The organism is Tessaracoccus oleiagri, assembly GCF_900103275.1.
Lineage (GTDB): Bacteria > Actinomycetota > Actinomycetes > Propionibacteriales > Propionibacteriaceae > Arachnia > Arachnia oleiagri.
Map to the genome: position 1 here is coordinate 177829 of NZ_FNGP01000005.1, position 21152 is coordinate 198980.

Consider the following 21152-nt stretch of genomic DNA (forward strand, 5'->3'; position numbering starts at 1 on the left):
GTGGAGAAGTTGGAATAGGCTTGGCAGCGCAGTTCGAACGAAAGGACTCTTCATGGTCAAGAAGGTCGCCATTCTCACCGCCGGTGGGTTCGCGCCGTGCCTCTCATCCGCGATCGGCGGTTTGATCGAGCGCTACACCGAGCTCGCCCCTGAGGTGGAGATCATCGCCTACAAGCACGGCTACCAGGGCCTGCTGACGGGCGACTACATCGTCGTCGACGAGAAGGTCCGCGCCAACGCGAGCCTGCTGCACCGGTTCGGAGGTTCTCCGATCGGCAACTCGCGCGTCAAGCTCACCAACGCGAAGAACCTCGTCAAGCGGGGTCTCGTGAAGGAGGGCGACGACCCGCTGAAGGTGGCGGCCGACCGCCTGGAGGCCGACGGCGTCGACGTGCTGCACACCATCGGCGGCGACGACACCAACACCACCGCCGCCGACCTCGCGGCCTTCCTGGCCGAGCACGACTACGGCCTCACCGTCGTCGGCCTCCCGAAGACCATCGACAACGACGTGATCCCGATCAAGCAGTCCCTCGGGGCCTGGACGGCCGCCGAGATGGGCGCCCGCTTCGCGCAGAACGTGGTCGCCGAGCACAACTCCGGCTCGCGCATGCTGATCGTGCACGAGGTCATGGGCCGCCACTGCGGCTGGCTCACGGCCGCCACCGCGCAGAAGTACCGCGAGTGGCTCGACACGCAGGAGTGGCTGCCGGAGATCGGCCTCTCCCGCGAGGCGTGGGACGTGCACGGCGTGTACGTCCCCGAGGGCGTCATCGACATCGCCAAGGAGTCCGAGCGTCTCAACAAGGTCATGGACGAGGTGGGCAACGTCACCATCTTCCTGTCGGAGGGCGCGGGCCTGGACTCGATCGTCGCCGAGATGGAGGCGGCCGGCGAGGAGGTCCCGAGGGATCCGTTCGGCCACGTGAAGCTGGACAAGATCAACCCGGGTGCCTGGTTCGGCTCGAAGTTCGCCGACAAGCTGGGTGCCGAGAAGGTCATGATCCAGAAGTCCGGCTACTACTCCCGCTCCGCCGCCGCCAACGAGGCCGACCTCGCCCTGATCAAGCAGTGCACCGACCTCGCCGTCGAGTCCGCCCTGCGCGGTGAGCCGGGCGTGATCGGCCACGACGAGGAGAACGGCGACGTGCTGTCCGCGATCGCCTTCGACCGCATCAAGGGCGGCAAGGCGTTCGACATCACCCAGGAGTGGTACACCGACATGCTGACCTCCATCGGCCAGGAGGTGCCCGCCCCGGCGCAGGCCCACTGAGGCAGGACCCACCGCGGAGGCGCATCCCCATCGGGGTGCGCCTCCTTTGTGGTTGCCGGTCTCAGCGGCGGCCCAGAAGCCTGGCGACGAGCGCCACCGTCGCCGCGACGACGGCCCCCAGGCCCACGCCCGTCGCGGCGCCGACGCCGTAGCCCACCCCGAGCCCGGCGCGCACGCCGCGTTCGGCGACCTCCTGCCGGACCATCGCGGGACCCGGCTCCAGCTCCCTGGCGTACGCCAGCAGTTCCGCCGACCTCGCGGCGGCGACCTCCGCGGCGAGGTTGTGCGCGGTGGCCACGTCGCCCTGGGTGGTGGTGTCGACACCGATCCAGGCGGCGGTCATGAGCACGATGGTGGCGAGCAGGTTCATCAGCAGCATCGCGATGATCACGGGGCCGAACAGCGCGGCCGCGGCGTTGCCGGCGAATAGTCCCATCAGGGTGCCCGCCAGCTGCTGCAGGATCGTGAGCCCCACCGCCCCGATCGTGACCCCGACGAGCCATGTTCGCCACCTCGCGCGCTCGTCCGGCAGCACGAGGAACAGGAATCCCATCAGGACCCAGCTCGCGAGGAACGTCATCACGATGCTGGCGAGCCGGAGCATCAGCCCGATGCCGGGCACGTCGCCCATCCCGAGCCAGTCGACCACCAGCCGGGAGGCGCTCGAGCCGCCCTGCGCCACGGCGATACCCAGGAGCAGGGCGACCAGCAGGCCGAGGAAGATGACGATGTTGGAGGCGATGTTGAGCACAGGGTTGACCTTGCGCTCCTCGTCGATCGGCACCTCGCGCCAGATCATCCGCACGGCCTTCTTGAGGTTGCCGACCCATCCCGAACCGGAGTAGGCGGCGGTCAGGAGCGCGAAGATGCCGATGCCGCGCCAGTTGTTGAGGGCGTTCTCGACGACGCCGGCCACTTGCTCCCCCAGGTCGCCGGTGCCTCCGCTGAGGAGCTCGGTGATCTCCCGCTGCACGCTGGCCAGCATGTCCGGCCGCAGCACGGTGAGCGTCATCCCCAGCATCGCGAAGGAGAACATGAGGATGGGAACCAGGGAGAGCACCGAGAAGTAGGTGACGGCGCCGGCGAACTGGGGACCCAACCGCACGTTGAAGCGGGTGTTGGCCGCGAGCAGGTGCGCGATCGGCGGCCACTTGAGGACCTTGTCGAGCGTGGCTTTCACGCTCCGACCCTAGTCGCCCCGGGGATCGCTGACTAGACCGCGCGGGCGCGGCGCCGTGCCGCGAGCTCGTCCCCGGGGTGCTCGGGGGCGTCCGGACCGTCGGCGCGCTCGGTGGGGAGCGTCATCAGCGTGCCCTCGATCTCCTTCCAGACGGAGCTGACCGAGATCATGAACATGCCCTGGCCGCCCTTGGAGAGGTCGAACAGTTCGTTGGCGTTGGTGACCTCGAAGACGCTGAACCCGTCGCTGACCAGCGTCACCTCGCTGACGTCCTCGACGCCGCGGGAACGGAGGTGGTCGATCGCGACACGGATCTGCTGCAGGGAGATGCCCACGTCGAGGAACCGCTTCACGACCCTCAGGAGCAGGATGTCGCGGAACGAGTAGAGGCGCTGGGAGCCGGAGCCCTCGGCATTGCGGATGGAGGGGACGACGAGTCCGGTGCGGGCCCAGTAGTCGAGCTGGCGATAGGTGATGCCGGCGACGCGGTGGGCGACGGGGCCGCGGAATCCCTGATCGCTGGGCAGCGGCGAGTAATCACCGTCGAACAAGGTGTCCTGCATCTCTGCCACGATCTCCTCTTTTCCGTCACGACCTGTGGGGAACGCTATCCGTCGCCGCCGAGGTTCCATCCCCGGACACGCCGACGGGCCACCCCCCGTGATCGGCCTGTGACCAGTCTAACCCTTTCGGGCGGGATTTCCCCGGCACGGGGCCTGGATTATGAAGTGGCGCTGACTAGCCGTTTTCCTCTTCAGAGAAGTCGTCGGCGTTGACTGAGTCGAGGAACGCGCGGAACTCGTCGACCTCGTCGCTGGGCAGCTCGTCAACCTCAACCCCAACTTGATCCATGAGCGCGCGCGGGCACTGGACGGACCAGCCGAGCTTGAGCGCCAGCGCGACGGCGTCGCTGGGCCGGGCGTCGACGTCGAGGTCCAGCACCCGGATCCGGGCCTTGAAGATGCCCTCGTCCATCTCGGTGATGATGGCGCGGCCCGTGGCCTCGCCGGCGAACTCGTGGATCACCTCGGCGAGGAGGTCGTGGGTGAGCGGGCGCTCGATGGCCTGGTCGTCGGTCAGTTGGAGCGCGATCGCCGCCGCCTCGACGTGTCCGATCCAGATCGGCAGCAGGCGGTGGCCACCGCTCTCGTTCAGCAGCAGCACGGGCGAGTCCTCGCCTCCGAGGACCCGGATTCCGAGTACCTCGAGGTCGACCATCCCGCGGTCGTAAGGGTGTGAGTCATCCATTGATCTGTCCATGCAGTAGAGCGGCGTGGGCCTGTAGTACAACACGGTACACGTCGGCGACGGTGTCGGCCGGTGCCCCGTTTCGGCGCCGGAAGGGCTCCAGCACCTGTTCCACCAGGGCCGCCTCCGCGATCGCCGCCTGCTGGATCACCTTGAGTTGCCGAAGGTCCATGCCGTAGTTCGCCAGGCGCTTCGCGGCCGTGGCGACGGCGACGGCCTCACGCCCGTACAGCTGGGAGCCATGGCGGGGGGCCACCAGGCGCAGACGCTCGAGGTGGATGAACGAGGCCTCGCCGAGCGCCGACTCCTGCAGGACTTGGCGTCGGGTGAGCAGCTTGCCGGGCTGGGCGGGTTGGCCGTTGCGGGACGGGCCAGGCCGCGGCTCGGGCTGGGCCTGCTCGGCGGGTGGGGCCTCCTGCACCGTCACGGGATCCTCGCCGCGGTCGATCGCCTCGAGTTCCTCACGGATGACCTTCAGCGGCAGGTATCGGTCCCGCTGGGCGCGGAGCACGTAGAGGAGTCGCTCGACGTCCCGCTCACTGAACCGCCGATAGCCCGACGGCTGTTGGCGATCCGGGGAAATCAGTCCCTCCGCCTCCAGGTACCGCAGCTTGGAAACGGAAATGTCGGGGAACTCCGCCCGGATCATCTCCAGCACGCGGCCGATCGTGCGCGCGCCTGGTGCCATTAGGCGGCCCCGGGGTCACCCAGCGCGATCGTCGCCCGATACTTGCCGATCTGGATCTCGTCGCCGGCCCGGATCTGCGCGCGCCCGTCGATGAGGGTGCGGTTGATGTAGGTGCCGTTGAGGCTGCCGAGGTCCTCGAGGTAGAGGGCGCCGCCGACGCGGACGAATTTCGCGTGGTGCCGGGAGACGGTGATGTCGTCTAGGAAGATGTCGGACTCGGGGTGCCGGCCGACGGTGGTGACGTCGCTGTCGATCAGGAAGCGGGAGGCGTCGCCGGTGCCGAGGCGCACCATCAGCAGCGCGTTGCCCGGGGCGAGGCCGTGGCTCGCCTCGGTGCTCACCTTCGGCAGGGCCTGGAACTCCGTGGTGTCGTCGACGACCGCGAAGGTGGATGTGGTGTCACCCGTCCGGTCGAGTGGCGCTCCGCAGTTGCTGCAGAACTTCGCCGACTCGCTGCTTTCGGTCCCGCACTTGGAGCACCTCATCGAAGTCCCTTTCCTCACGAACCCAAGGGATGAACCCTATCGCTGGGCCCACTCTATCGAGGACGGGCAAACTCGTTGCCCGATGGGGTCACAGTGGCGTCGATTTTTATTTCGTCCTCCTGGACGATGGTCACCGTGCCCCCGACGCGGGTGCCCTCCACCTCGCTGACGAGGCCCCCGCGGAACCTGGCGCCCGCCTCCAGCGTCGCCGGGTCGCCGATGGCGTCGATGGCGTACGGCGCCTCGAGCACCTCACCCCCGGCCACGAGACGCCCCTGGTCATCGGTGGTGAACGCGGTGCGCATCACCACCCGCACGGTGTCGTTCAGCTCGATGACCTCCGCGCCGGCGTCGCGGAGTTCCTCGATGGCGTTGAGCATCAGTTCGGACGTGAGGTTCCCGTCGGGATCCTCGATGGTGATCCGGACACCGGGCCCCTCCGCGGGGACCGTGCCCGCGATGATCTGGAGTTGCTCCAACCGCCGCTCCGCGTCCGCACGCGCCGCCTCGGCCCGGTCGGCGCCGCTCAGGAGTTCGTCACGGGTCTCCTCCAGCTCGCGCAGGTCCTGCTCGAGGCGTCGGCTCTGCCCCGTGACGCTGTCCAGCAACTGGACGAGGTCCGCCTGCCGCGCCGTCGCGAACTCGGGCTGCTGCGCCTGCGAACGGAGCGTCCACGTGATGAGCAGCGCGGTGAGGAAGAGCGCGATGCCGGCGATCAACTGGCCCTTGCTGGGACGCAGGAAGTCCGCGAGCACCTTCCCTGGCGAGCGGTGGGGCTTCTCAGGCATGCAGGATCGCCCTCCGGACCGCGGCGGCGTTGGTGAAGATGCGGATGCCGAGGACCACGACGACGCCGGTGGAGAGCTGCGAGCCCACGCCGATGAGGTCACCCACGAAGACGATGAACCCCGCGATGAAGACGTTCGACAGGAAGCTGACCAGGAAGACCCGGTCGCTGAAGTTGCCCTCGAGGTACGCCCGGGTGGCACCCAGGATGGCGTCCAGCGCGGCCACGATCGCGATCGGGAAGTACGGTGCGAGCACCGGGGGCAGCGTCGGCTGGAGCAGCAACCCCAGGACGATGCCCGCCACCAACCCGAGAACAGCGAACATGGCGGTCAGCCCCCTTCTGCGTAGCGGAGACCCATCCCGGGGTCCGCCGGGAGGGTGAGGTCGTCGTCGGACGGTGTGAGTTCGAGTGTAAGACCGTAGTTCAGCCGCAGGTACTGCCACCACGCGGCGGCGCGGGTGTTGGCGAAGCGTGCCGGCAGCAGGTCGGGGTCGCCGATGGCCTCGACGACGTAGGGGGCGCTCAGGGAGACGTAGTCGACGGTGATCGCGGCGCCCGCGGAGCGGATCGGCGTGAGGGTGGTCACCCGGTGGCCGTTGACGGCGACGGCCTCCGCCCCGGCCTCGAACAGCCCGTTGACCAGGTAGTTCAGGTCCGAGTCCAGCACGTGGCCCTGGGAGTCGGTGGCGTCGGGCGCATCGTCGGCGACCACGACGACACCGGGGCCCTCCACGGGCACGGCGCCGGACAGCAGCTCCGCCTCGGCCAGCGCGCGACGGCCCTCCTCGTCCGGAAGGAACCGCGACGTGAGGTCGCCGACCTCGCTCTCGAGGGCGGCGAGGTCCTGGGCGACCAACGACTGGCGCTCGCGGGCCTCGGCGATCTGTTCGAGCAGCTGGGCCCGCTCGGCGGCCTGGACGTCGCGCGTGGCGAACGTCTGGATCAGCGCGTACGTCAGGAGGGACACCACGAGCGCTATGGACACGAGCGTCACCCAGCCGGTCCGCCGCGGGGCCCGCGTGGTCCGGTACTCCGGCTCCAGCGCCCCCTCGGTGAGGTTCCTGAGGAGGCTCATGGACTCGTCGGGGCGCCGCACCGCTACTCCTGCCCGAGTTGCGACCGCCTGGAGTGGTGGACCAGCTCCCGGGTCGCCCGCAGGTAGAGGAAGCCCGCCGCCCAGTAGAGGACCGCGCCGACCAGTCCGATGACCCAGCCTGCGACGCGGGCCACGGAGACGTCGAGCGCGTCCGGCGACCCGAGGAGGATGAGCGGGAACGCCAGCAGGAGCGCGAAGGTGCCGGCCTTGCCCACGTAGTTGACCCGCAGGGAGTCCCTGCCTACGCGTCGGATGACGGGCAGCAGCGCCAAGAGCATGAGGTCCCGGGCCAGCAGCACGGCCACGAACCACCAGGGGATGATGTCCCGGTACGCCATCGCGAGGATCGTGGCGAGGATGTAGAGACGGTCCGTGACCGGGTCGAGCTGGGCGCCGAGACGCGTCCGCTGCCGCAGGCGGCGGGCGAGGAACCCGTCGAACCAGTCGGTCACCGCCGAGGCCGCCAGGATGATGACGGCCGCCACGTTGTGCTCGGCGACGATCAACCATGTGAACACGGGGATGGCGGCGAGGCGCGCGAAGGACAGGAGGTTCGGGACGGTCAGGACCCGGTCCGTGTCGAATTCCTGCTCTTGCACCTCTCCACCCTAGCCGAGCAGCGCCCGCCGGTAGCAGCGCAGCACCGAGGGCCCGACAGCCTCCCACGAGAAGCGCCGGGCGATGTCCCGCGCCGCCTCCCCGCCGCGTCCGTGTGACAACATGCTCCGCACCGCGGAGGCGGCCGCCGGCACATCGCCCGGCGGGAACCACTCCACCACCGGCCCGTCGCCCACGACCTCGCGGAACGCCGGCAGCGACGAGGCGACCAACGCGCAGCCGTGGGCGAGCGCCTCCACGAGGACGAGCCCGAACGACTCCCCACCGAGGTTGGGCGCGACGACCACCGACGCCGAGTCGAGCCATCCGGCGAGCTCCGCAGCGGACAACTGGCCGTGCGTCTCCACCGACGCATCCGAGCCGCGCCCGGGGCCGACCGCGACGAAGCGCGCCTCCGCGGCCAGTTCCGAGGCCACGCCCTCGAACACGCGGAAGCCCTTGCGGGGATCGTCCCGGCGTCCGACGAACAGCACCACTGGTGGCGCCGCGGGCCGGGACTCGCGGCGGGGCGGCAGTTCGATGGCGTTGGGGATCACGAGCGGCTCGACACCCGTCGCCGCCCGCGCGGTGACGGCGGCCGCCGGGGACACCGCGATGCTGGTCCGCTCCCCCAGCGCCCTTGCCCGACGTCGCAGCGCCGCGCCGGCCCACGCCGGGACGGACCAGTGCGCGTGGTGGGTGACCACCAGCCGGCGGGCCGCCCTCCCGGCCGCGTAGGCGATGCCCGGGGTGAGTGGCTCGTGGACGTGCACCACCTCGGCCGAACGGACCAACTCGGCCGCACGACGCGACTGCGGGCGCCGGAGGGCGAGGTTCGCCGTCGACCCGTTGAAGCGCAGGCCCACGGCGGGGCCGACGAGGTGCACCTCGACACCGGCGTCAACCGGATCCACCCCAGGCGCGACCACGAAGGGGTCGTGTCCCTCTCCCGCCAGCCAGCGCGCCAGGCCGAGGACGTGGGTGGCCACCCCTCCCGGTACATCCAGGGAGTACGGGCAGACGAGCCCGATCCTCATCGGACCAGCGGCTGCAGCACCAGCCAGTTGGCCGGGTCGGCGGCGATCGCGGCGGCGAACCGATCGGCGAGCCGCTGGGTGGTGGCCGCGGCTCCCCCGTCGACGGGAATCGTCTCCGACACGGCGATCCGGACGTCCCGGCGGCCGAAGTGGGTGGTCGTGACGCGCAGGTCGGCGCCGGTGCGGCGGGCCAGCAGCGCGGGGCCGGGCGGCATCGTCGAGCGCAGGCCGCTCGGCCACGTCACCTCCACGCCGCGGCGACTCAGGTCCCGGTCGGCGAGCAGGCACACGAGGCGGCCCGCGGCGACGTCGTCGGAGAGCTTCCTGAACAGGTCGGGCTCGTCGGTGGCGTAGATCGTCATCCCCATGGCCGCGCGCGCGTCGCGGAACCGTTCGAACAGCCCCCTCGGCAGGCGCTCGGCGACGCTCACCACCTGGATGCCGACGCGGGCGCACCACGCGCCGGCGAAGTCCCAGGAGCCCATGTGCGGCAGGGCGAGGACGAGCCCGTTCCCGGCCAGGGACGTGCGCAGGCGGTCGACCTCCTCGTCGCTGACGGACGCCCGGGCCAGTACCTGCGCGTCGGACCAGCGCCCCAGCGACATGGACCAGAGGTTGTTGCGCATCCAGCGCTCGACCACCAGACGCGTCAGCGCGGCGCCGGGGCGAGTGCCGGTGACGCGTTCGACGTTGTCCCGCCACTGCTGTAGCGGGCGGATCGGCAGCGACCCCGCCAGCGGCGCCACCGCCCCGGCGAACGCGTCCGCCGCCGCCACGGGCAGCCGGCCGCCGAGGGCGAAGATCCGCTCAGGGACGGACATCGCCCCACGCGGCGGCCAGCCGCTCGCGTGCGTCGGAGAGCAGCTGGGGTACGGCCTTCGTCTGGCCGACGATGGGCAGGAAGTTCACGTCCCCCTGCCAGCGTGGCACGACGTGCTGGTGGAGGTGCATGGCGATGCCTGCCCCCGCCACGGCCCCCTGGTTGATCCCGACGTTGTAGCCGCTCGGCCGGCTGACGCGCTCCAGTACCCGGATCGCCTGCTGCGTGAGCTCGGCGATCTCCCGGGTCTCCTCCGCGGTGGAGTCGATGTAGCGCGCGTAGTGGCGGTACGGGCAGACCAGCAGGTGGCCCGGGTTGTACGGGAAGAGGTTCATCACCACGTAGGCGTGCTCGCCCCGGTGGACAATGAGCCCGTCCTCGTCGTCACGGGCCGGCGACGCACAGAACGGGCACTCCTTGTCGTCGCGGGGCTTGCCCTCACCGTCGATGTAGACCATCCGGTGCGGGGTCCACAGCCGCTGGAACGAGTCAGGGACGCCGGCGAAGTCGGAGCTGTCCTCCTGCGCCATCAGGCACCCGCCGAGGGCGGCTGGTTGGACCGGGACCGCACGAACTCGACGATCTCCGCCACCGCCTGGTCGACGGGTACGCCGTTGCGCTGCGAACCGTCGCGGTACCGGAACGACACGCTGCCCGCGTCCCGGTCCTCCCCGCCGGCGATCAGCATGAACGGGAACTTCTCCTTCTGCGCGTTGCGGATCTTCTTGCCGAAGCGGTCGTCGGAAGCGTCCAGCTCGACGCGGATGCCCTCGGCACGCAACTTGCCGAGCACCCCGTCGAGGTAGTCGTTGAAGTCGCTCGCGACCGGGATGCCCAGCACCTGCACGGGAGACAGCCACGCCGGGAAGGCGCCGGCGTAGTGCTCGAGCAGCACGCCGAAGAAGCGCTCGATCGAGCCGAACAGTGCGCGGTGGATCATCACCGGCCGCTGGCGGGAACCGTCAGGGGCCGTGTACTCGAGTTCGAACAGCTCCGGCTCGAAGAAGTCGAGCTGGATGGTCGACAGCTGCCAGGTACGGCCGATGGCGTCCTTGGCCTGGACGGAGATCTTCGGCCCGTAGAACGCGGCGCCGCCCGGGTCCGGGACGAGGTCCAGACCGGAGGCCTCGGCCACCTCGGCGAGCGTCCGGGTGGCCTCCTCCCAAGTCTGGTCGTCGCCGACGGACTTCTCGGGATCCCTGGTCGAGAGCTCGAGGTAGAAGTCCTCCATGCCGTAGTCCTTGAGCAGGTCCAGCACGAAGGTGAGCAGCGAGGTCAGCTCCTCCTTCATCTGCTCGCGGGTGCAATAGATGTGCGCGTCGTCCTGCGTGAAGCCGCGGGCCCGGGTGAGTCCGTGGACCACGCCGGACTTCTCGTAGCGGTACACGTGCCCAAACTCGAACAGCCGCAGCGGCAGCTCCCGGTACGAGCGGCCGCGGCTCGAGTACACCAGGTTGTGCATCGGGCAGTTCATGGGCTTGAGGTAGTAGTCGGCACCCTGGCGGGTGATGTTGCCCTCGGCGTCGCGCTCCTCGTCCATGTGCATGGGTGGGTACATGCCCTCGGCGTACCACTCGAGGTGCCGCGAGGTCTCGAACAGGTTCGACTTCGTGATGTGTGGCGTGTTGACGAACGAGTAGCCGGCCTCGACGTGTCGCCTGCGGCTGTACTCCTCCATCTCCATCCGGATCATGGCGCCCTTGGGGTGGAACACCGGGAGGCCGGAGCCGATCTCGTCGGGGAAGCTGAAGAGGTCCAGCTCGTTGCCGAGCTTGCGGTGGTCGCGCTTGGCGGCCTCCTCGAGACGGGTCAGGTAGGCCTTGAGGTCTTCCTTCGTCGCCCAGGCGGTGCCGTAGACGCGCTGGAGGCTGGCGTTGCGCTGGTCTCCGCGCCAGTAGGCGGCAGATGAACGCATGAGTGAGACGGCCTGGATGTAGCCGGTGTGCGGGACGTGGGGTCCGCGGCAGAGGTCCTTCCACGCCACCGAGCCGTCGCGGTTCACGTTGTCGTAGATGGTGAGCTGCCCGGCGCCGACCTCGACGGAGGCCCCGTCGGACTCGTCGGCCGAGCCCTTGTCGGCGATGAGCTCGAGCTTGAACGGCTCGCCGGCCAGCTCGGCGCGGGCCTCCTCGTCGGTGACCTCCCGGCGGACGAAGCGCTGGCGCGCCTTGATGATCTGTCCCATCTTCTTCTCGACGGCCTTGAGGTCCTCGGGCGTCAGCGGCTCCGTCTGGAAGTCGTAGTAGAACCCGTCGGTGATGGGCGGCCCGATGCCGAGCTTGGCCTCGGTGAAGATCTCCTGCAGTGCCTGGGCGGTCACGTGTCCGGCGGAGTGGCGGAGGATGGACAGGCCCTCGTCTGAAGTGATGAGCACGGGCTCTACGACGTCCCCGTCGTTGAGTTCGCGCTGCAGGTCCAGGGTCTGCCCGCCGACCTTCATGGCCACGACGGAGCGGTCGTCGCCGAAGAGGTCGAGCCCCGTCGTCGTGGTCGTCAACTCAACGCTTTCCGCGGTCTCGTTGCGGTGCACGGTGATGACGCCACTCATGTTGGTTCTCCTGGTAGTCGAGGCGGTCGGCGAAGGTGCCGACTGCCATTATTGCCTACCCGGGCCGGTGGGGTCAGGCCAGCAGGTCCCTGTACTCGTCGTGCTTCTCGATGTAGCGCGCCACGTAGGAGCACGACGGCACCACCTTGGCGCCCAGGTCGCGGATGTCGTCGAGTGCGAACTGGGTGAGCTCGCCGGCGTAGCCCTTGCCGCCGTGCGCGGGGTCGACCACCGTGTGCGGCAGTTCCACCACGTTGTCCACGCCTTGGCGGTACTCGCTGAAGCCAGCCACTTCGCCGTCGACCAGCAGTTCGTACCGGTGCGCTTCTTCGTTCTTGCGGATGTCGGTCATGACTGGAGCCTACCGACGCGAAGGGGCGGCGCCGCCGCAGCGACACCGCCCCTTCGGGTGATGGATGGCTCAGACAAGGCCGAGCACGGTCGGGAGCCACATCGAGATCTCGGGCACGAAGACCACGATGAAGAGGCCGATGATGATCGAGATCAGGAACCAGAGCAGCTTGCCGATGACCGGCTCGAGCCGGATGCCCGCGACCCGGGTGCCGACGAAGAGCACATTGCCCACCGGCGGGGTGATGACGCCGACGCAGAGGTTGTAGACGATCATCGTGCCGAAGTGGACCCGGTCGATGCCGAACTGGTCGATGATGCCGATGAACATCGGCACGAAGATCAGGATGGCGGGGGTCGGGTCCATGAAGGTGCCGACGAACAGCAGGATCACCATCATGATGATCAGGATGACGGTCTGCGAGTCGGTGAGCCCCAGCAGCGCCTCGGAGATCATCTGCGGGATCTGCGCGAAGCTCATCACGAACGAGAGGATCGACGAGACGCCCACCAGCAGCATGACGATGGCCGTGGTGCGGCCCGCGTCGATGAGGATGCCGGGGATCTCCCGCACCTTGACGGTCCCGTAGACGAAGCTGAGCACCAAGCAGTACGCGACCGCGATCGCGGAGGACTCCGTCGCTGTGAACCAGCCGAACAGGATGCCGCCGACGACGATGAAGATCATCAGCAGCGACGGGATGGCCCGCCAGATCACGAGCACGGCCTGCTTGAACGTCGGGTGCACGTCGGCCGCCGCGTCGGCAACGCGGTTGCGCTTGTACGTGAACAGCACCACGAGGGCCACGGCCAGCGTCCAGACCAGGCCCGGACCGACGCCGGCCATGAACAGCGCGGCGATCGAGGTGGAGGAGACCAGCGAGTAGACGATGAAGGTGTTGGACGGCGGGATCAGCATGCCGGCGGGCGCCGAAGCGACGTTCACCGCAGCTGCCCAGGAAGGCTTGTAGCCGTCCTTGACGAGGCGCGGGTGCATGACCTGGCCCACGGCGGCGGCGGCCGCGACCGCGGCGCCGGACACCGCCCCGAACATGGCGTTCGCGGCGACGTTGGTCTGGGCGAGGCCGGCGGGCATGCGGCCCACCATGACCTTTGCGGCGTCCACCAGGCGTCCGGCGATGCCGCCCTTGTTCATGATGACGCCCGCGAGGACGAAGAACGGGATCGCGAGCAGGGTGAAGTTGTTGATGCCGGTGAACATCCGCGACGCCGAGTTCTCCGCGGCGAGCGAAATGTCCCCGACCACTACGATCATGGCCAGGAACGACGGGACGCCGATGGTCACGCCGATGGGCAGCGAGATCACGATCCCGATGACGACGCCCGCGACCAGCACGATCGTGGCAAGCGTTGCTGCATCCATGGTCAGCGGCCCCCTTCCTGGTCAGCCTCACCGGCACGACGCGGCTGCCGTTCGGCGTTCTCTTCCTCGATCTCGTCGAGCTTCGTGGTCGTGTCCTGCGGGCCCTCGTCGAGCATCGTGACGACGGTCTCGTCGGCGATCACCGGCAGCTCGGGCTCCAGGGCCTTCGTGGGGTCGTCGACCGTCAGGGGGCCCCTGCCCTGCAGGTCCTCGATGATGTGGATGATCGCGTAGAAGACGATGAAGACACCCGCGATGGGCATGACCACATAGGTCCAACCGATGTTGAGCGGGAGGGACACCGAGTTCTGTAGCCAGGCGTTCTCGGCGCTCCTCCAGCCTCCGAGGATCAGCACCAGGACCGCGAAGCCGATGATGATGAGCTGGATCAGCACCGCGGTGACGTAGCGAGCGGCCTTGGGGACGCGCTCGGCGATGAAGGTGACCGCCATGTGGCCGCGTTCGCCGAAGACGAAGGCGATTCCGATCATCGACGTCCAGACGAAGAGGTAGTTCGCGGCCTCGCCGGTCCACGCGGGTGCCGACTTCAGGACCTGGCGCGCGAACACCTGCCAGACGACCACCAGGGTCAGCACGCCGAACAGCAATGCGACGAGGACCGCGAGCAGCTTGTCGACCGCCTTTTTGACTGCAGTCATGTGTTTCCTTCCAATGATGCGGTGGTGACGGCCCGGCTGGACCGTCACCACCGCACGGGATGGGGATCTATCAGGCGCCGCCGCGCGCAGCTTCCCAGAGGGCCTTCTGCGAGTCGGTGGTCAGGAACTGGTCCTGCAGCCCGGCCAGCGCCTCGGCGAAGGCCTCGGTGTCGACGTCGTTGAACTGCGCGCCGCCGGCCTCGGCCTGGGCGACCGCCTCGTCGGTCTTCTCGTTCCACATCTGGACGTGCTCGTCCATGGTGGCCTTCCACTCCTCGTCGAAGGTGGCGCGGTCTTCCTCGGACATCGAGGCCAGGACGTCGGTGTTGATGATCAGGTAGTCGAGCCCCACGAGGTGGTTGGTGCGCGAGAAGTAGGGCGCCACCTCGAAGTGCTTGACCGTGTAGTAGGAGACCTCGTTGTTCTCGGCGGCGTCGAGCACACCGGACTGCAGGCCGGTGTAGACCTCGCCGTAGGCCATCGGGGTGCCCTCGGCGCCGAGGGCCTTGGCCATCGCCAGGTGGAGGTCGGACTCCTGCACGCGCAGCTTCTTGCCGGCGAGGTCCGCGGGCGTCTCGATCGGGCCCTCGGTGTTGTACACCGAGCGCGTGCCCTGCGTGAAGCCGCCGAGCACGGTGATGGACTGCGAGTCCTCGAGCGACGTGAAGAGGTCGCCGACGATCTCCGGGTCCTGGATGACGCTCATCTGGTGGTCGACGCTGTCGAACGCGAGCGGCATGTTGAACACGAGGAAGTCCTCGTTGAGGTTCTCGAGCTGGGTGCCCGAGACGATGGCCATGTCGACGGAGCCGTTGGAGACCATCTGCAGGGCCTCCTGCTGGGCGCCGAGCGTCTCGTTCGGGTAGACGTCGATGCTCCAGCGGTCCTCGGTCGCTTCCGCGAGCCGCTCGTTGAACGACTCGAGGGCGATGGTCGAGGGGTGCTCCTCGGTCTGGTTGAGCGACAGGCGCATGGTCTTGCCGCCGGAGGCCTCGCCGCCGCCGTTCTCCGTGGCGTCGGGGCTGGCGGCACCGTCGCCGCTGCCGCCGCCGCAGGCCGCGAGGCCGAGCACGAGGACCGAGATGGCACCGAGTGAAAGCGTCCTAGAGCGCTTCATGTTCTACTCCTTTGAGAAACGTCCGCAAGCGCGATCCGGATTGGATCTTGACGCAGAGTTTCTCAGAATGAAACGAGGTCGCCGCCCAAGGTGCCACTTGTTGCCCCCGTTGTTGCAGGCCTTTGAGCGGCGGTGTTGCCAAAACGTTATCTCCTCGGAGGCCCCGCCGGGCGGACAATTGAAGAGAGGTCCGTAGTCCCAGGAGCCGACATGAGATCGTCACCGTTCCGCTGGGCGGCGCTCGCCTGCGCGCTCGCCGCCTGCGCCCCCGCACCCCTGGTCCCGTCTCCGGCGAGCCCGGTCGCCCAAGTCTCCTCCCCTCCCCCTCCTGTCTCGTCGCCCGCGCCGGCCGCGCCGACGGCCACCGCCGAGCCGCCGGAGCCGTCGCCGACGGTTTCCTCCCCTGCCCCGAGCCGGACGACTTCGGAACCGGTCACTCCCCCCTCGGCCGCCCCGGCCCCCACGACCCGGACGCCCACGACCGCCCCGCCACCCTCGGCGGACCTGGTCCGCCGCTGGCGCGGTCAGGACATCGAACGCTTCGACGTGGCGCGGCCCGTCGTGGCCCTCACCTTCGACGGAGGGGCCGACAACTCCGCCGTCGCCCCGATCCTCGACACCCTCGCGGACAACGACGTGCCCGCCACCTTCTTCGTCACCGGCCAGTTCGCGAGGGCCTTCCCCGACGACGTGGCCGCCATGGTCGCCGCCGGTCACCCCGTGGGCAACCACAGCGACACCCATCCGTACTTCTCGAAGACCCCCGACGAGGGGATCCGCGAAGAACTGCGGCGGGCCGAGGACTCGATCATCGCCGCGGGCGGGCGAGCCGCGGCTCCCCTCTTCCGATTCCCCTACGGCGACCGCACGGACTACGACATCCGGGTGGTGAACGACGCCGGGTACATCCCGATCCGGTGGACGATCGACACCGTCGGCTGGAAGGGCACCACCGAGGGCATCACGGCCGACGTGGTGCGGCAACGCATACTCGACGGACTCCGGCCCGGTGCCATCGTGCTGATGCACGTCGGCGCACACCCGGTCGACCGTTCGACCCCCGATGCCGACGCCCTGCAGGGCATCATCGACGACCTGCGCGAGCGCGGCTACGAGTTCGCCACCCTGCCTCAGCTCCTCGCGGAAGGATGACGACGCAATAGGATGACGCGGGTGACCTCCAGAGCGGATTTTCGATCCGACACCGTGACCAAGCCCAGCCGCGCGATGCGAGCAGCCATGGCGTCCGCAGAGGTTGGTGATGCCGTCTACGACGACTGCCCCACCACCAAGCGGCTGGAGGCGATGGCCGCCGAGCTGCTCGGCAAGGAATCCGCACTGTTCTTCCCGACCGGCACCCAGTCGAACCTCGCCGGGCTCATGGCCCACTGCGGCAGGGGCGACGAGTACATCGTCGGGCAGCACGCCCACACCTACCGGAACGAGGGCGGCGGCGCCGCGGTCCTGGGCTCGATCCAGCCGCAACCCTTGCCGAACGAGGCCGACGGGACGATCGCCCTGGACGCGATCGTCGGCGCGATCAAGCCGGCGGACTTCCACCACCCGGTCTCACGGCTCCTGACGCTGGAGGACACCTTCAGCGGCAGCGTGCTCCCTGACGGCTACCTTCAGGAGGCCACCGACGTCGCCCGCGCCCACGGGCTCGCGACGCACCTCGACGGTGCACGCATGATGAACGCGGCCATCGCCAGCGGCCGTGATCCCGCTTGGATCGCGGGGTGGTTCGACACGGTCTCGTTGTGCCTTTCCAAAGGCCTCGGCGCTCCGGTCGGGTCCCTGCTCGCGGGACCCCGGGAGACTATCGAGAAGGCCCGGCGCATCCGGAAGATGCTCGGCGGCGGAATGCGTCAGACCGGCGTGCTGGCCGCTGCGGGCATCTACGCCCTCGAGCACAACGTGGCCCGGCTGGGCGACGATCACCGACGTGCCGACCGGCTTGCCCGGGCTCTTAGTGCCTTCCCCCCTCTCGGCGCCGGCGAGGCGCGGACGAACATGGTCTTCATGACTCCACACGAGGACGTCGATGTCAGCGCGTTCCGCCGCCACCTGGCCGACAGGGGCATCATCCTCGGCGACGGGTACGGCACCATGCGCTGGGTCACGCACCTGGACATCGACGACGCCGCCATCGACCTGGTGGACCAGGCGTGTGCGGAGTTCTTCGCTCCCGCGTCAGGCCCTGTCCGTCGCTGGGCGGGTGCCCAGCGAGCGCTCAAGGAAGTCTGACACCAGCGCGATGTAGGCCGGCCGGTCGGTGAAGTAGCCGCCGCAGTGGTCCGCCCCGTCGAAGGCGACGAGCTCGACGGGCCCCGGCGCGGCGGCTTCGGCGAGCTGCAACGCATGGTCGTAGGGGATCACCTTGTCGGCGGTCCCGTGCAGCAACAGGAGTGGTCGGGGCGAGAGGGCATCGACCTTGTCGAGTGGGCGAACCTGGGCGAAGGCGTACCCGTAGCGGAGCCGGTTGACGAGGTCGGCCACCGGGATGAGCGGCTCGCTCGGCAAGCGGTGGCGACGATAGCGCGTCGCGACGACGTCGCTCAGCGTCGCGAACGGGGAATCGGCGACGATGGCCTCGATTCGGGGGTCGTCCGCGGCGGCCAGTATGGTCGTGGAAGCGCCCATCGAGAACGACACCACAGCGATCCGGGCGTCCGGGCGCCGCTCGCGCACGAGGTCGACGGCCGCGGTCAGGTCCCGTTGCTCGTGATGGGCGAGGGACTGTGGACCATCGCCGGAGTCCCCGTTGCCGCGGAAGTCGAAGAGCAGCACGCTGTAGCCGGCCCGCCACAGCCCGGAGCCGATCCCCAACATGTCGGACTTGTTCCCGCGGTGCCCGTGCGCGCAGATGACGACGGTGGAGGACTCCGGTTGGTCGAGCCACCAGCCCGCCAGGGCGACACCGTCGGCGGCGGTGAAGGCGACGTCGTCCGAGTGGACCCTCATCTCGAACGGGGTGAAGGTGTAGTTCGGCCAGGGACGCCGCGGCCCGTTCAACGTCCAGGTGGTGAACCCGGCGAGCGCCCCCACGCCGAGCCCGACTCCCGCGGCCAACCACGCGGCCGCACCCAACATCGTCTTCATTCCGCATCCATCTTCGAGAAACGTGATCGTCGGCCGCTCGTGGGCCCCCGGAGACGAAAACGACCCCGACTGCGGGTGGAACCGCGCAGTCGGGGCCGAACGTGATGGTGGGCGATACTGGGTTTGAACCAGTGACCTCTTCCGTGTCAAGGAAGCGCGCTACCACTGCGCCAACCGCCCGAGGTGGAGACGGGATTTGAACCCGTGTACACGGATTTGCAGTCCGTTGCCTCGCCTCTCGGCCACTCCACCGGAGGGGATCAACCTCCCCATGTGGAGCTGGGAGAGACTTCTCCGAGCGGACGACGAGATTCGAACTCGCGACCCTCACCTTGGCAAGGTGATGCTCTACCAACTGAGCCACGTCCGCAGTGCGTCAGTCCCGGGTGGAGCCGTTTCCGACGCGTTGAGAACAATAGCGCAGCATTTCGGCGAAAGCCAAATCGAGCGTGAACGGCGCCTGAATCCCGCGTGGACGACGGTTGAACCGACGGTGAACCCCAAAGGAACCGGGGATGGCGGTCCTCCATCACGCGTGGGCGACACGGCTCGGCCTCCAGTTCGCGGTGTTGGGCAACCTTGCGCTAGAGTTTCTCTTCGCTGGGTGATTGGCGCAGTGGTAGCGCGCTTCGTTCACACCGAAGAGGTCGGCGGTTCGAACCCGCCATCACCCACCAGTTGGCTGGAACTGGAGGAGGCGAACATGGCAGCACCGGCGGTCATCCTCGCTGACACCACCACCGGCAACCCGGACGTGAGCCAGGCGCTGCAGACCATCAAGGAACTCCTGCAGCGCCGGCGCCCGGACCTCCCCATCGCGCTGGCCGAGCTCGGCACCCGGCCCACCCTCGACGAAGCGCTGGACAGTCTCGCCGAAGCCGGCGTGCACGAGGCGGTGTTCGTGCCCCTCGACCTCCGGTCCGCCACCGCCTACGCGCCCGAGTTCGACGTCGCGGTGGAGGAAGCCAAGTCACGGGGCATCATGTCGCTGGTCTCGCGCCCGATCGGCCCGGCCACCGAGCTGCTCAACATCCTCGACGAACTCGTGCGCGAGGCGCTGCACGCACGGTCCGCGCTCGAACTCGACGGTCTCGTGCTCGTCGCCCGGGCCGGCGGCGACGCCCGTGGCTCCGCGCTCCTCTCGCGGCGGGCCCGCCAGTGGTCCGCCCACCACCGGCTCCCGGTGCAACTGGCCGTGGAGGAGGGCGACGGGTCGGCCACCGCCGCCGCTGTCGCCGCACTGCGCGCCCAGGGCCGACGCTTCGTGGCCGTCGGCGGTACCTTCCTAGCCCCCGGCCCCGCATACCGGGCGCACGCGCTCGCCGCGCAGAAGGCCGGCGCAATAGCGATCACCAAGCCCATCGGCGGCAGCCCTCACCTCAGCCAGCTGATCCTCGCCCGCTACGCCTTCGGCGCGATGGAGCTCCTCGACGGGCACCCGCAGCCGGTCGTCGTCGACGCCGACTACCACTTCCTCAGCGCCCGGAAGCGGCGCGGCTGAGCGGTGGCCACGCCGCGGTCTCGCCGCGCACCGGCCTTGGCGTGCCGCCTAGAATCGGTACCCATGAGCGAAGAGACCTACATCGCGCCCTTCCAGCTGCCCGACGAGAAGTGGCGCGAGCAGCTGAACGACCTCGAGTACCACGTGCTGCGCGAGCAGGGCACCGAGCGGGCGTTCACGGGCGAGTACACCGACACCGAGACCGCCGGCACATACAGCTGCCGGGGCTGCGGCGCGGAGCTGTTCACCAGCGGCGAGAAGTTCCACTCGCACTGTGGCTGGCCGAGCTTCTTCGCACCGTTGGCCGAGGACCGCGTCCGCTACCTCCAGGACAATTCGATCCCCGGACGTCCCCGCGTCGAAGTCCGTTGCGCAAACTGCGACGGGCACCTGGGCCACGTCTTCGAGGGCGAGGGCTACGACACACCGACGGACCTGCGCTACTGCATCAACTCCGTCAGCATCAAGCTGCACGAGCGGTGAGCACCGCGCGCATCAGCCCGTTCACGCTGGCCGCGTGCGCGGAGATGCTGTACACGGACCTCCCGTTCGTGGAGCGGCTCCCCCGCATCCGCGCGAAGGGGCTCGAGGCGGAGATGTGGGACTGGTCGACGAAGGACCTGGACGCCATCGTCGCCACCGGAGTCCCGGTCACGTCGATGACCGGTTACCTGACCGGTGAACTGGTCGACGCCGACGGGGCCAAGGAGCTCCTGCGCACCGCCCGGCTCGCGCTGGAGGCTGCGGAGCGCCTCGACGTCCCCCGACTCAACGTGCACGGCACAGGGCTCGCCCCGAACGGGCTACCGGTCCGACCGCGGCACTCCACCTCGGGTGCCGACTGGCTCGCCGCGGCCAGGACGCTCGAAGCGCTCGCGGAACTCGGTGCGGACGCCGGCCGCGTGTTCACGCTGGAGAACCTCAACCTGACCGTCGACCATCCCGGCACCCCGTTCGCGCGCGCGGGCGAGACGCTGGCACTGGTCCGCTCGGTCGACCACCCAAACCTGCGCCTCAACCTCGACCTCTACCACGCCCAGATCGGCGAGGGGAACCTCGTCGAGCTCACGCTCGAGGCCCTGCCCTGGGTGGGCGAGATCCAGATGGCCGACGTTCCGGGCCGTCGCGAGCCGGGTACGGGCGAGATCCACTACCCCGCCATCGCGCGTGCCCTGCACGGCGCCGGGTACACCGGGGTCGTCGCCATGGAGGCCTACGCCTCGGCCGATCCGGACCTGGCACTCGACCGCTTCATCGACGCGTTCACCGTCTGACT

Annotated in this window: 24 protein-coding genes and 4 tRNA genes; 7 read left to right on the plus strand and 21 right to left on the minus strand. The window is 69.1% G+C overall.

Features of this window, described 5'->3' with window-relative positions; genetic code table 11:
- Nucleotides 1-52: 52 nt before the first annotated feature.
- Nucleotides 53-1273, plus strand: a complete 1221-nt coding sequence (locus tag BLR46_RS13155) for a pyrophosphate--fructose-6-phosphate 1-phosphotransferase (RefSeq protein WP_093253081.1) — start codon at nt 53-55, stop codon at nt 1271-1273.
- 61 nt (nt 1274-1334) lie between these two features.
- On the opposite strand, the gene BLR46_RS13160 is transcribed toward BLR46_RS13155, so the two are convergent.
- From BLR46_RS13160 to BLR46_RS13240, 17 genes are all read right to left on the minus strand, one after another.
- A complete protein-coding gene (locus tag BLR46_RS13160) occupies nt 1335-2453 on the minus strand; it encodes a YhjD/YihY/BrkB family envelope integrity protein (RefSeq protein ID WP_093253083.1) in 1119 nt (372 codons plus the stop codon).
- A gap of 32 nt (nt 2454-2485) precedes the next feature.
- Nucleotides 2486-3016 (minus strand): MerR family transcriptional regulator, encoded by a 531-nt coding sequence (locus BLR46_RS13165; RefSeq protein WP_245701727.1) that lies wholly within the window; start codon nt 3014-3016, stop codon nt 2486-2488.
- Between the two features lie 175 nt (nt 3017-3191).
- Nucleotides 3192-3701, minus strand: a complete 510-nt coding sequence (locus BLR46_RS13170) for a bifunctional nuclease family protein (RefSeq protein WP_176761779.1) — start codon at nt 3699-3701, stop codon at nt 3192-3194.
- Complete coding sequence (gene ftsR, locus BLR46_RS13175; RefSeq protein ID WP_281230857.1) at nt 3694-4359, minus strand: transcriptional regulator FtsR; 666 nt, start codon at nt 4357-4359, stop codon at nt 3694-3696. Before ftsR ends, BLR46_RS13170 begins: the two co-directional genes overlap by 8 nt.
- Before the next feature lie 29 nt (nt 4360-4388).
- Nucleotides 4389-4874 carry an FHA domain-containing protein gene (locus tag BLR46_RS13180; protein WP_093253094.1) on the minus strand — a complete coding sequence of 162 codons (486 nt, stop codon included), beginning with the start codon at nt 4872-4874 and terminating at the stop codon, nt 4389-4391.
- A gap of 53 nt (nt 4875-4927) precedes the next feature.
- Nucleotides 4928-5662, minus strand: a complete 735-nt coding sequence (locus tag BLR46_RS13185; RefSeq protein ID WP_093253096.1) for a DUF881 domain-containing protein — start codon at nt 5660-5662, stop codon at nt 4928-4930.
- Nucleotides 5655-5987 carry a small basic family protein gene (locus BLR46_RS13190; protein WP_093253099.1) on the minus strand — a complete coding sequence of 111 codons (333 nt, stop codon included), beginning with the start codon at nt 5985-5987 and terminating at the stop codon, nt 5655-5657. Before BLR46_RS13190 ends, BLR46_RS13185 begins: the two co-directional genes overlap by 8 nt.
- A gap of 5 nt (nt 5988-5992) precedes the next feature.
- Entirely contained in the window at nt 5993-6760 is a 768-nt protein-coding gene (locus BLR46_RS13195) for a DUF881 domain-containing protein (RefSeq protein ID WP_093253102.1), read from the minus strand.
- 2 nt (nt 6761-6762) lie between these two features.
- Nucleotides 6763-7359, minus strand: coding sequence for a CDP-alcohol phosphatidyltransferase family protein (locus tag BLR46_RS13200; RefSeq protein ID WP_093253104.1), 597 nt, complete (start codon nt 7357-7359; stop codon nt 6763-6765).
- A gap of 9 nt (nt 7360-7368) precedes the next feature.
- Nucleotides 7369-8394 carry a glycosyltransferase family 4 protein gene (locus tag BLR46_RS13205; protein WP_093253107.1) on the minus strand — a complete coding sequence of 342 codons (1026 nt, stop codon included), beginning with the start codon at nt 8392-8394 and terminating at the stop codon, nt 7369-7371.
- A complete protein-coding gene (locus BLR46_RS13210) occupies nt 8391-9215 on the minus strand; it encodes an LpxL/LpxP family acyltransferase (RefSeq protein ID WP_093253108.1) in 825 nt (274 codons plus the stop codon). Before BLR46_RS13210 ends, BLR46_RS13205 begins: the two co-directional genes overlap by 4 nt.
- Nucleotides 9202-9744: an HIT family protein gene (locus BLR46_RS13215; RefSeq protein WP_093253109.1), complete on the minus strand. Its 543-nt coding sequence runs from the start codon at nt 9742-9744 to the stop codon at nt 9202-9204. Before BLR46_RS13215 ends, BLR46_RS13210 begins: the two co-directional genes overlap by 14 nt.
- Nucleotides 9744-11762: a threonine--tRNA ligase gene (thrS, locus tag BLR46_RS13220; protein ID WP_093253110.1), complete on the minus strand. Its 2019-nt coding sequence runs from the start codon at nt 11760-11762 to the stop codon at nt 9744-9746. The genes BLR46_RS13215 and thrS overlap by 1 nt, the downstream gene beginning before the upstream one ends.
- A 73-nt stretch (nt 11763-11835) precedes the next feature.
- Nucleotides 11836-12114 carry a GNAT family N-acetyltransferase gene (locus tag BLR46_RS13225; RefSeq protein ID WP_093253111.1) on the minus strand — a complete coding sequence of 93 codons (279 nt, stop codon included), beginning with the start codon at nt 12112-12114 and terminating at the stop codon, nt 11836-11838.
- Between the two features lie 69 nt (nt 12115-12183).
- Nucleotides 12184-13497, minus strand: a complete 1314-nt coding sequence (locus BLR46_RS13230) for a TRAP transporter large permease (RefSeq protein WP_093253112.1) — start codon at nt 13495-13497, stop codon at nt 12184-12186.
- A gap of 2 nt (nt 13498-13499) precedes the next feature.
- A complete protein-coding gene (locus tag BLR46_RS13235; RefSeq protein ID WP_093253113.1) occupies nt 13500-14156 on the minus strand; it encodes a TRAP transporter small permease in 657 nt (218 codons plus the stop codon).
- A gap of 70 nt (nt 14157-14226) precedes the next feature.
- Entirely contained in the window at nt 14227-15273 is a 1047-nt protein-coding gene (locus tag BLR46_RS13240; RefSeq protein ID WP_093253115.1) for a TRAP transporter substrate-binding protein, read from the minus strand.
- A gap of 210 nt (nt 15274-15483) precedes the next feature.
- Between BLR46_RS13240 and BLR46_RS13245 the strand changes: the two genes are divergently transcribed.
- Nucleotides 15484-16425, plus strand: a complete 942-nt coding sequence (locus tag BLR46_RS13245) for a polysaccharide deacetylase family protein (protein ID WP_093253118.1) — start codon at nt 15484-15486, stop codon at nt 16423-16425.
- Nucleotides 16426-16437: 12 nt separating this feature from the next.
- Entirely contained in the window at nt 16438-17520 is a 1083-nt protein-coding gene (ltaE, locus tag BLR46_RS13250) for a low-specificity L-threonine aldolase (RefSeq protein ID WP_176761780.1), read from the plus strand.
- On the opposite strand, the gene BLR46_RS13255 is transcribed toward ltaE, so the two are convergent.
- The 4 genes from BLR46_RS13255 to BLR46_RS13270 all read right to left on the minus strand — a co-directional run bounded on the left by BLR46_RS13255 (nt 17467) and on the right by BLR46_RS13270 (nt 18745).
- A complete protein-coding gene (locus BLR46_RS13255; RefSeq protein ID WP_218118468.1) occupies nt 17467-18375 on the minus strand; it encodes an alpha/beta hydrolase in 909 nt (302 codons plus the stop codon). The genes ltaE and BLR46_RS13255 overlap by 54 nt on opposite strands.
- 105 nt (nt 18376-18480) lie before the next feature.
- A tRNA-Val gene (locus tag BLR46_RS13260) sits at nt 18481-18555 on the minus strand.
- A 1-nt stretch (nt 18556) separates the two neighbouring features.
- Nucleotides 18557-18627, minus strand: a tRNA-Cys gene (locus BLR46_RS13265).
- A 45-nt stretch (nt 18628-18672) separates the two neighbouring features.
- Nucleotides 18673-18745: transfer RNA gene (locus BLR46_RS13270), tRNA-Gly, on the minus strand.
- 232 nt (nt 18746-18977) lie between these two features.
- Between BLR46_RS13270 and BLR46_RS13275 the strand changes: the two genes are divergently transcribed.
- The 4 genes from BLR46_RS13275 (at nt 18978) to BLR46_RS13290 (ending at nt 21150) form a co-directional block, all read left to right on the plus strand.
- A tRNA-Val gene (locus BLR46_RS13275) sits at nt 18978-19052 on the plus strand.
- A 26-nt stretch (nt 19053-19078) separates the two neighbouring features.
- Nucleotides 19079-19876, plus strand: a complete 798-nt coding sequence (locus BLR46_RS13280) for a sirohydrochlorin chelatase (RefSeq protein WP_093253123.1) — start codon at nt 19079-19081, stop codon at nt 19874-19876.
- A 63-nt stretch (nt 19877-19939) separates the two neighbouring features.
- Nucleotides 19940-20359 carry a peptide-methionine (R)-S-oxide reductase MsrB gene (msrB, locus tag BLR46_RS13285; RefSeq protein WP_093253125.1) on the plus strand — a complete coding sequence of 140 codons (420 nt, stop codon included), beginning with the start codon at nt 19940-19942 and terminating at the stop codon, nt 20357-20359.
- Complete coding sequence (locus tag BLR46_RS13290; protein WP_245701711.1) at nt 20356-21150, plus strand: TIM barrel protein; 795 nt, start codon at nt 20356-20358, stop codon at nt 21148-21150. Before msrB ends, BLR46_RS13290 begins: the two co-directional genes overlap by 4 nt.
- Nucleotides 21151-21152: the final 2 nt, after the last annotated feature.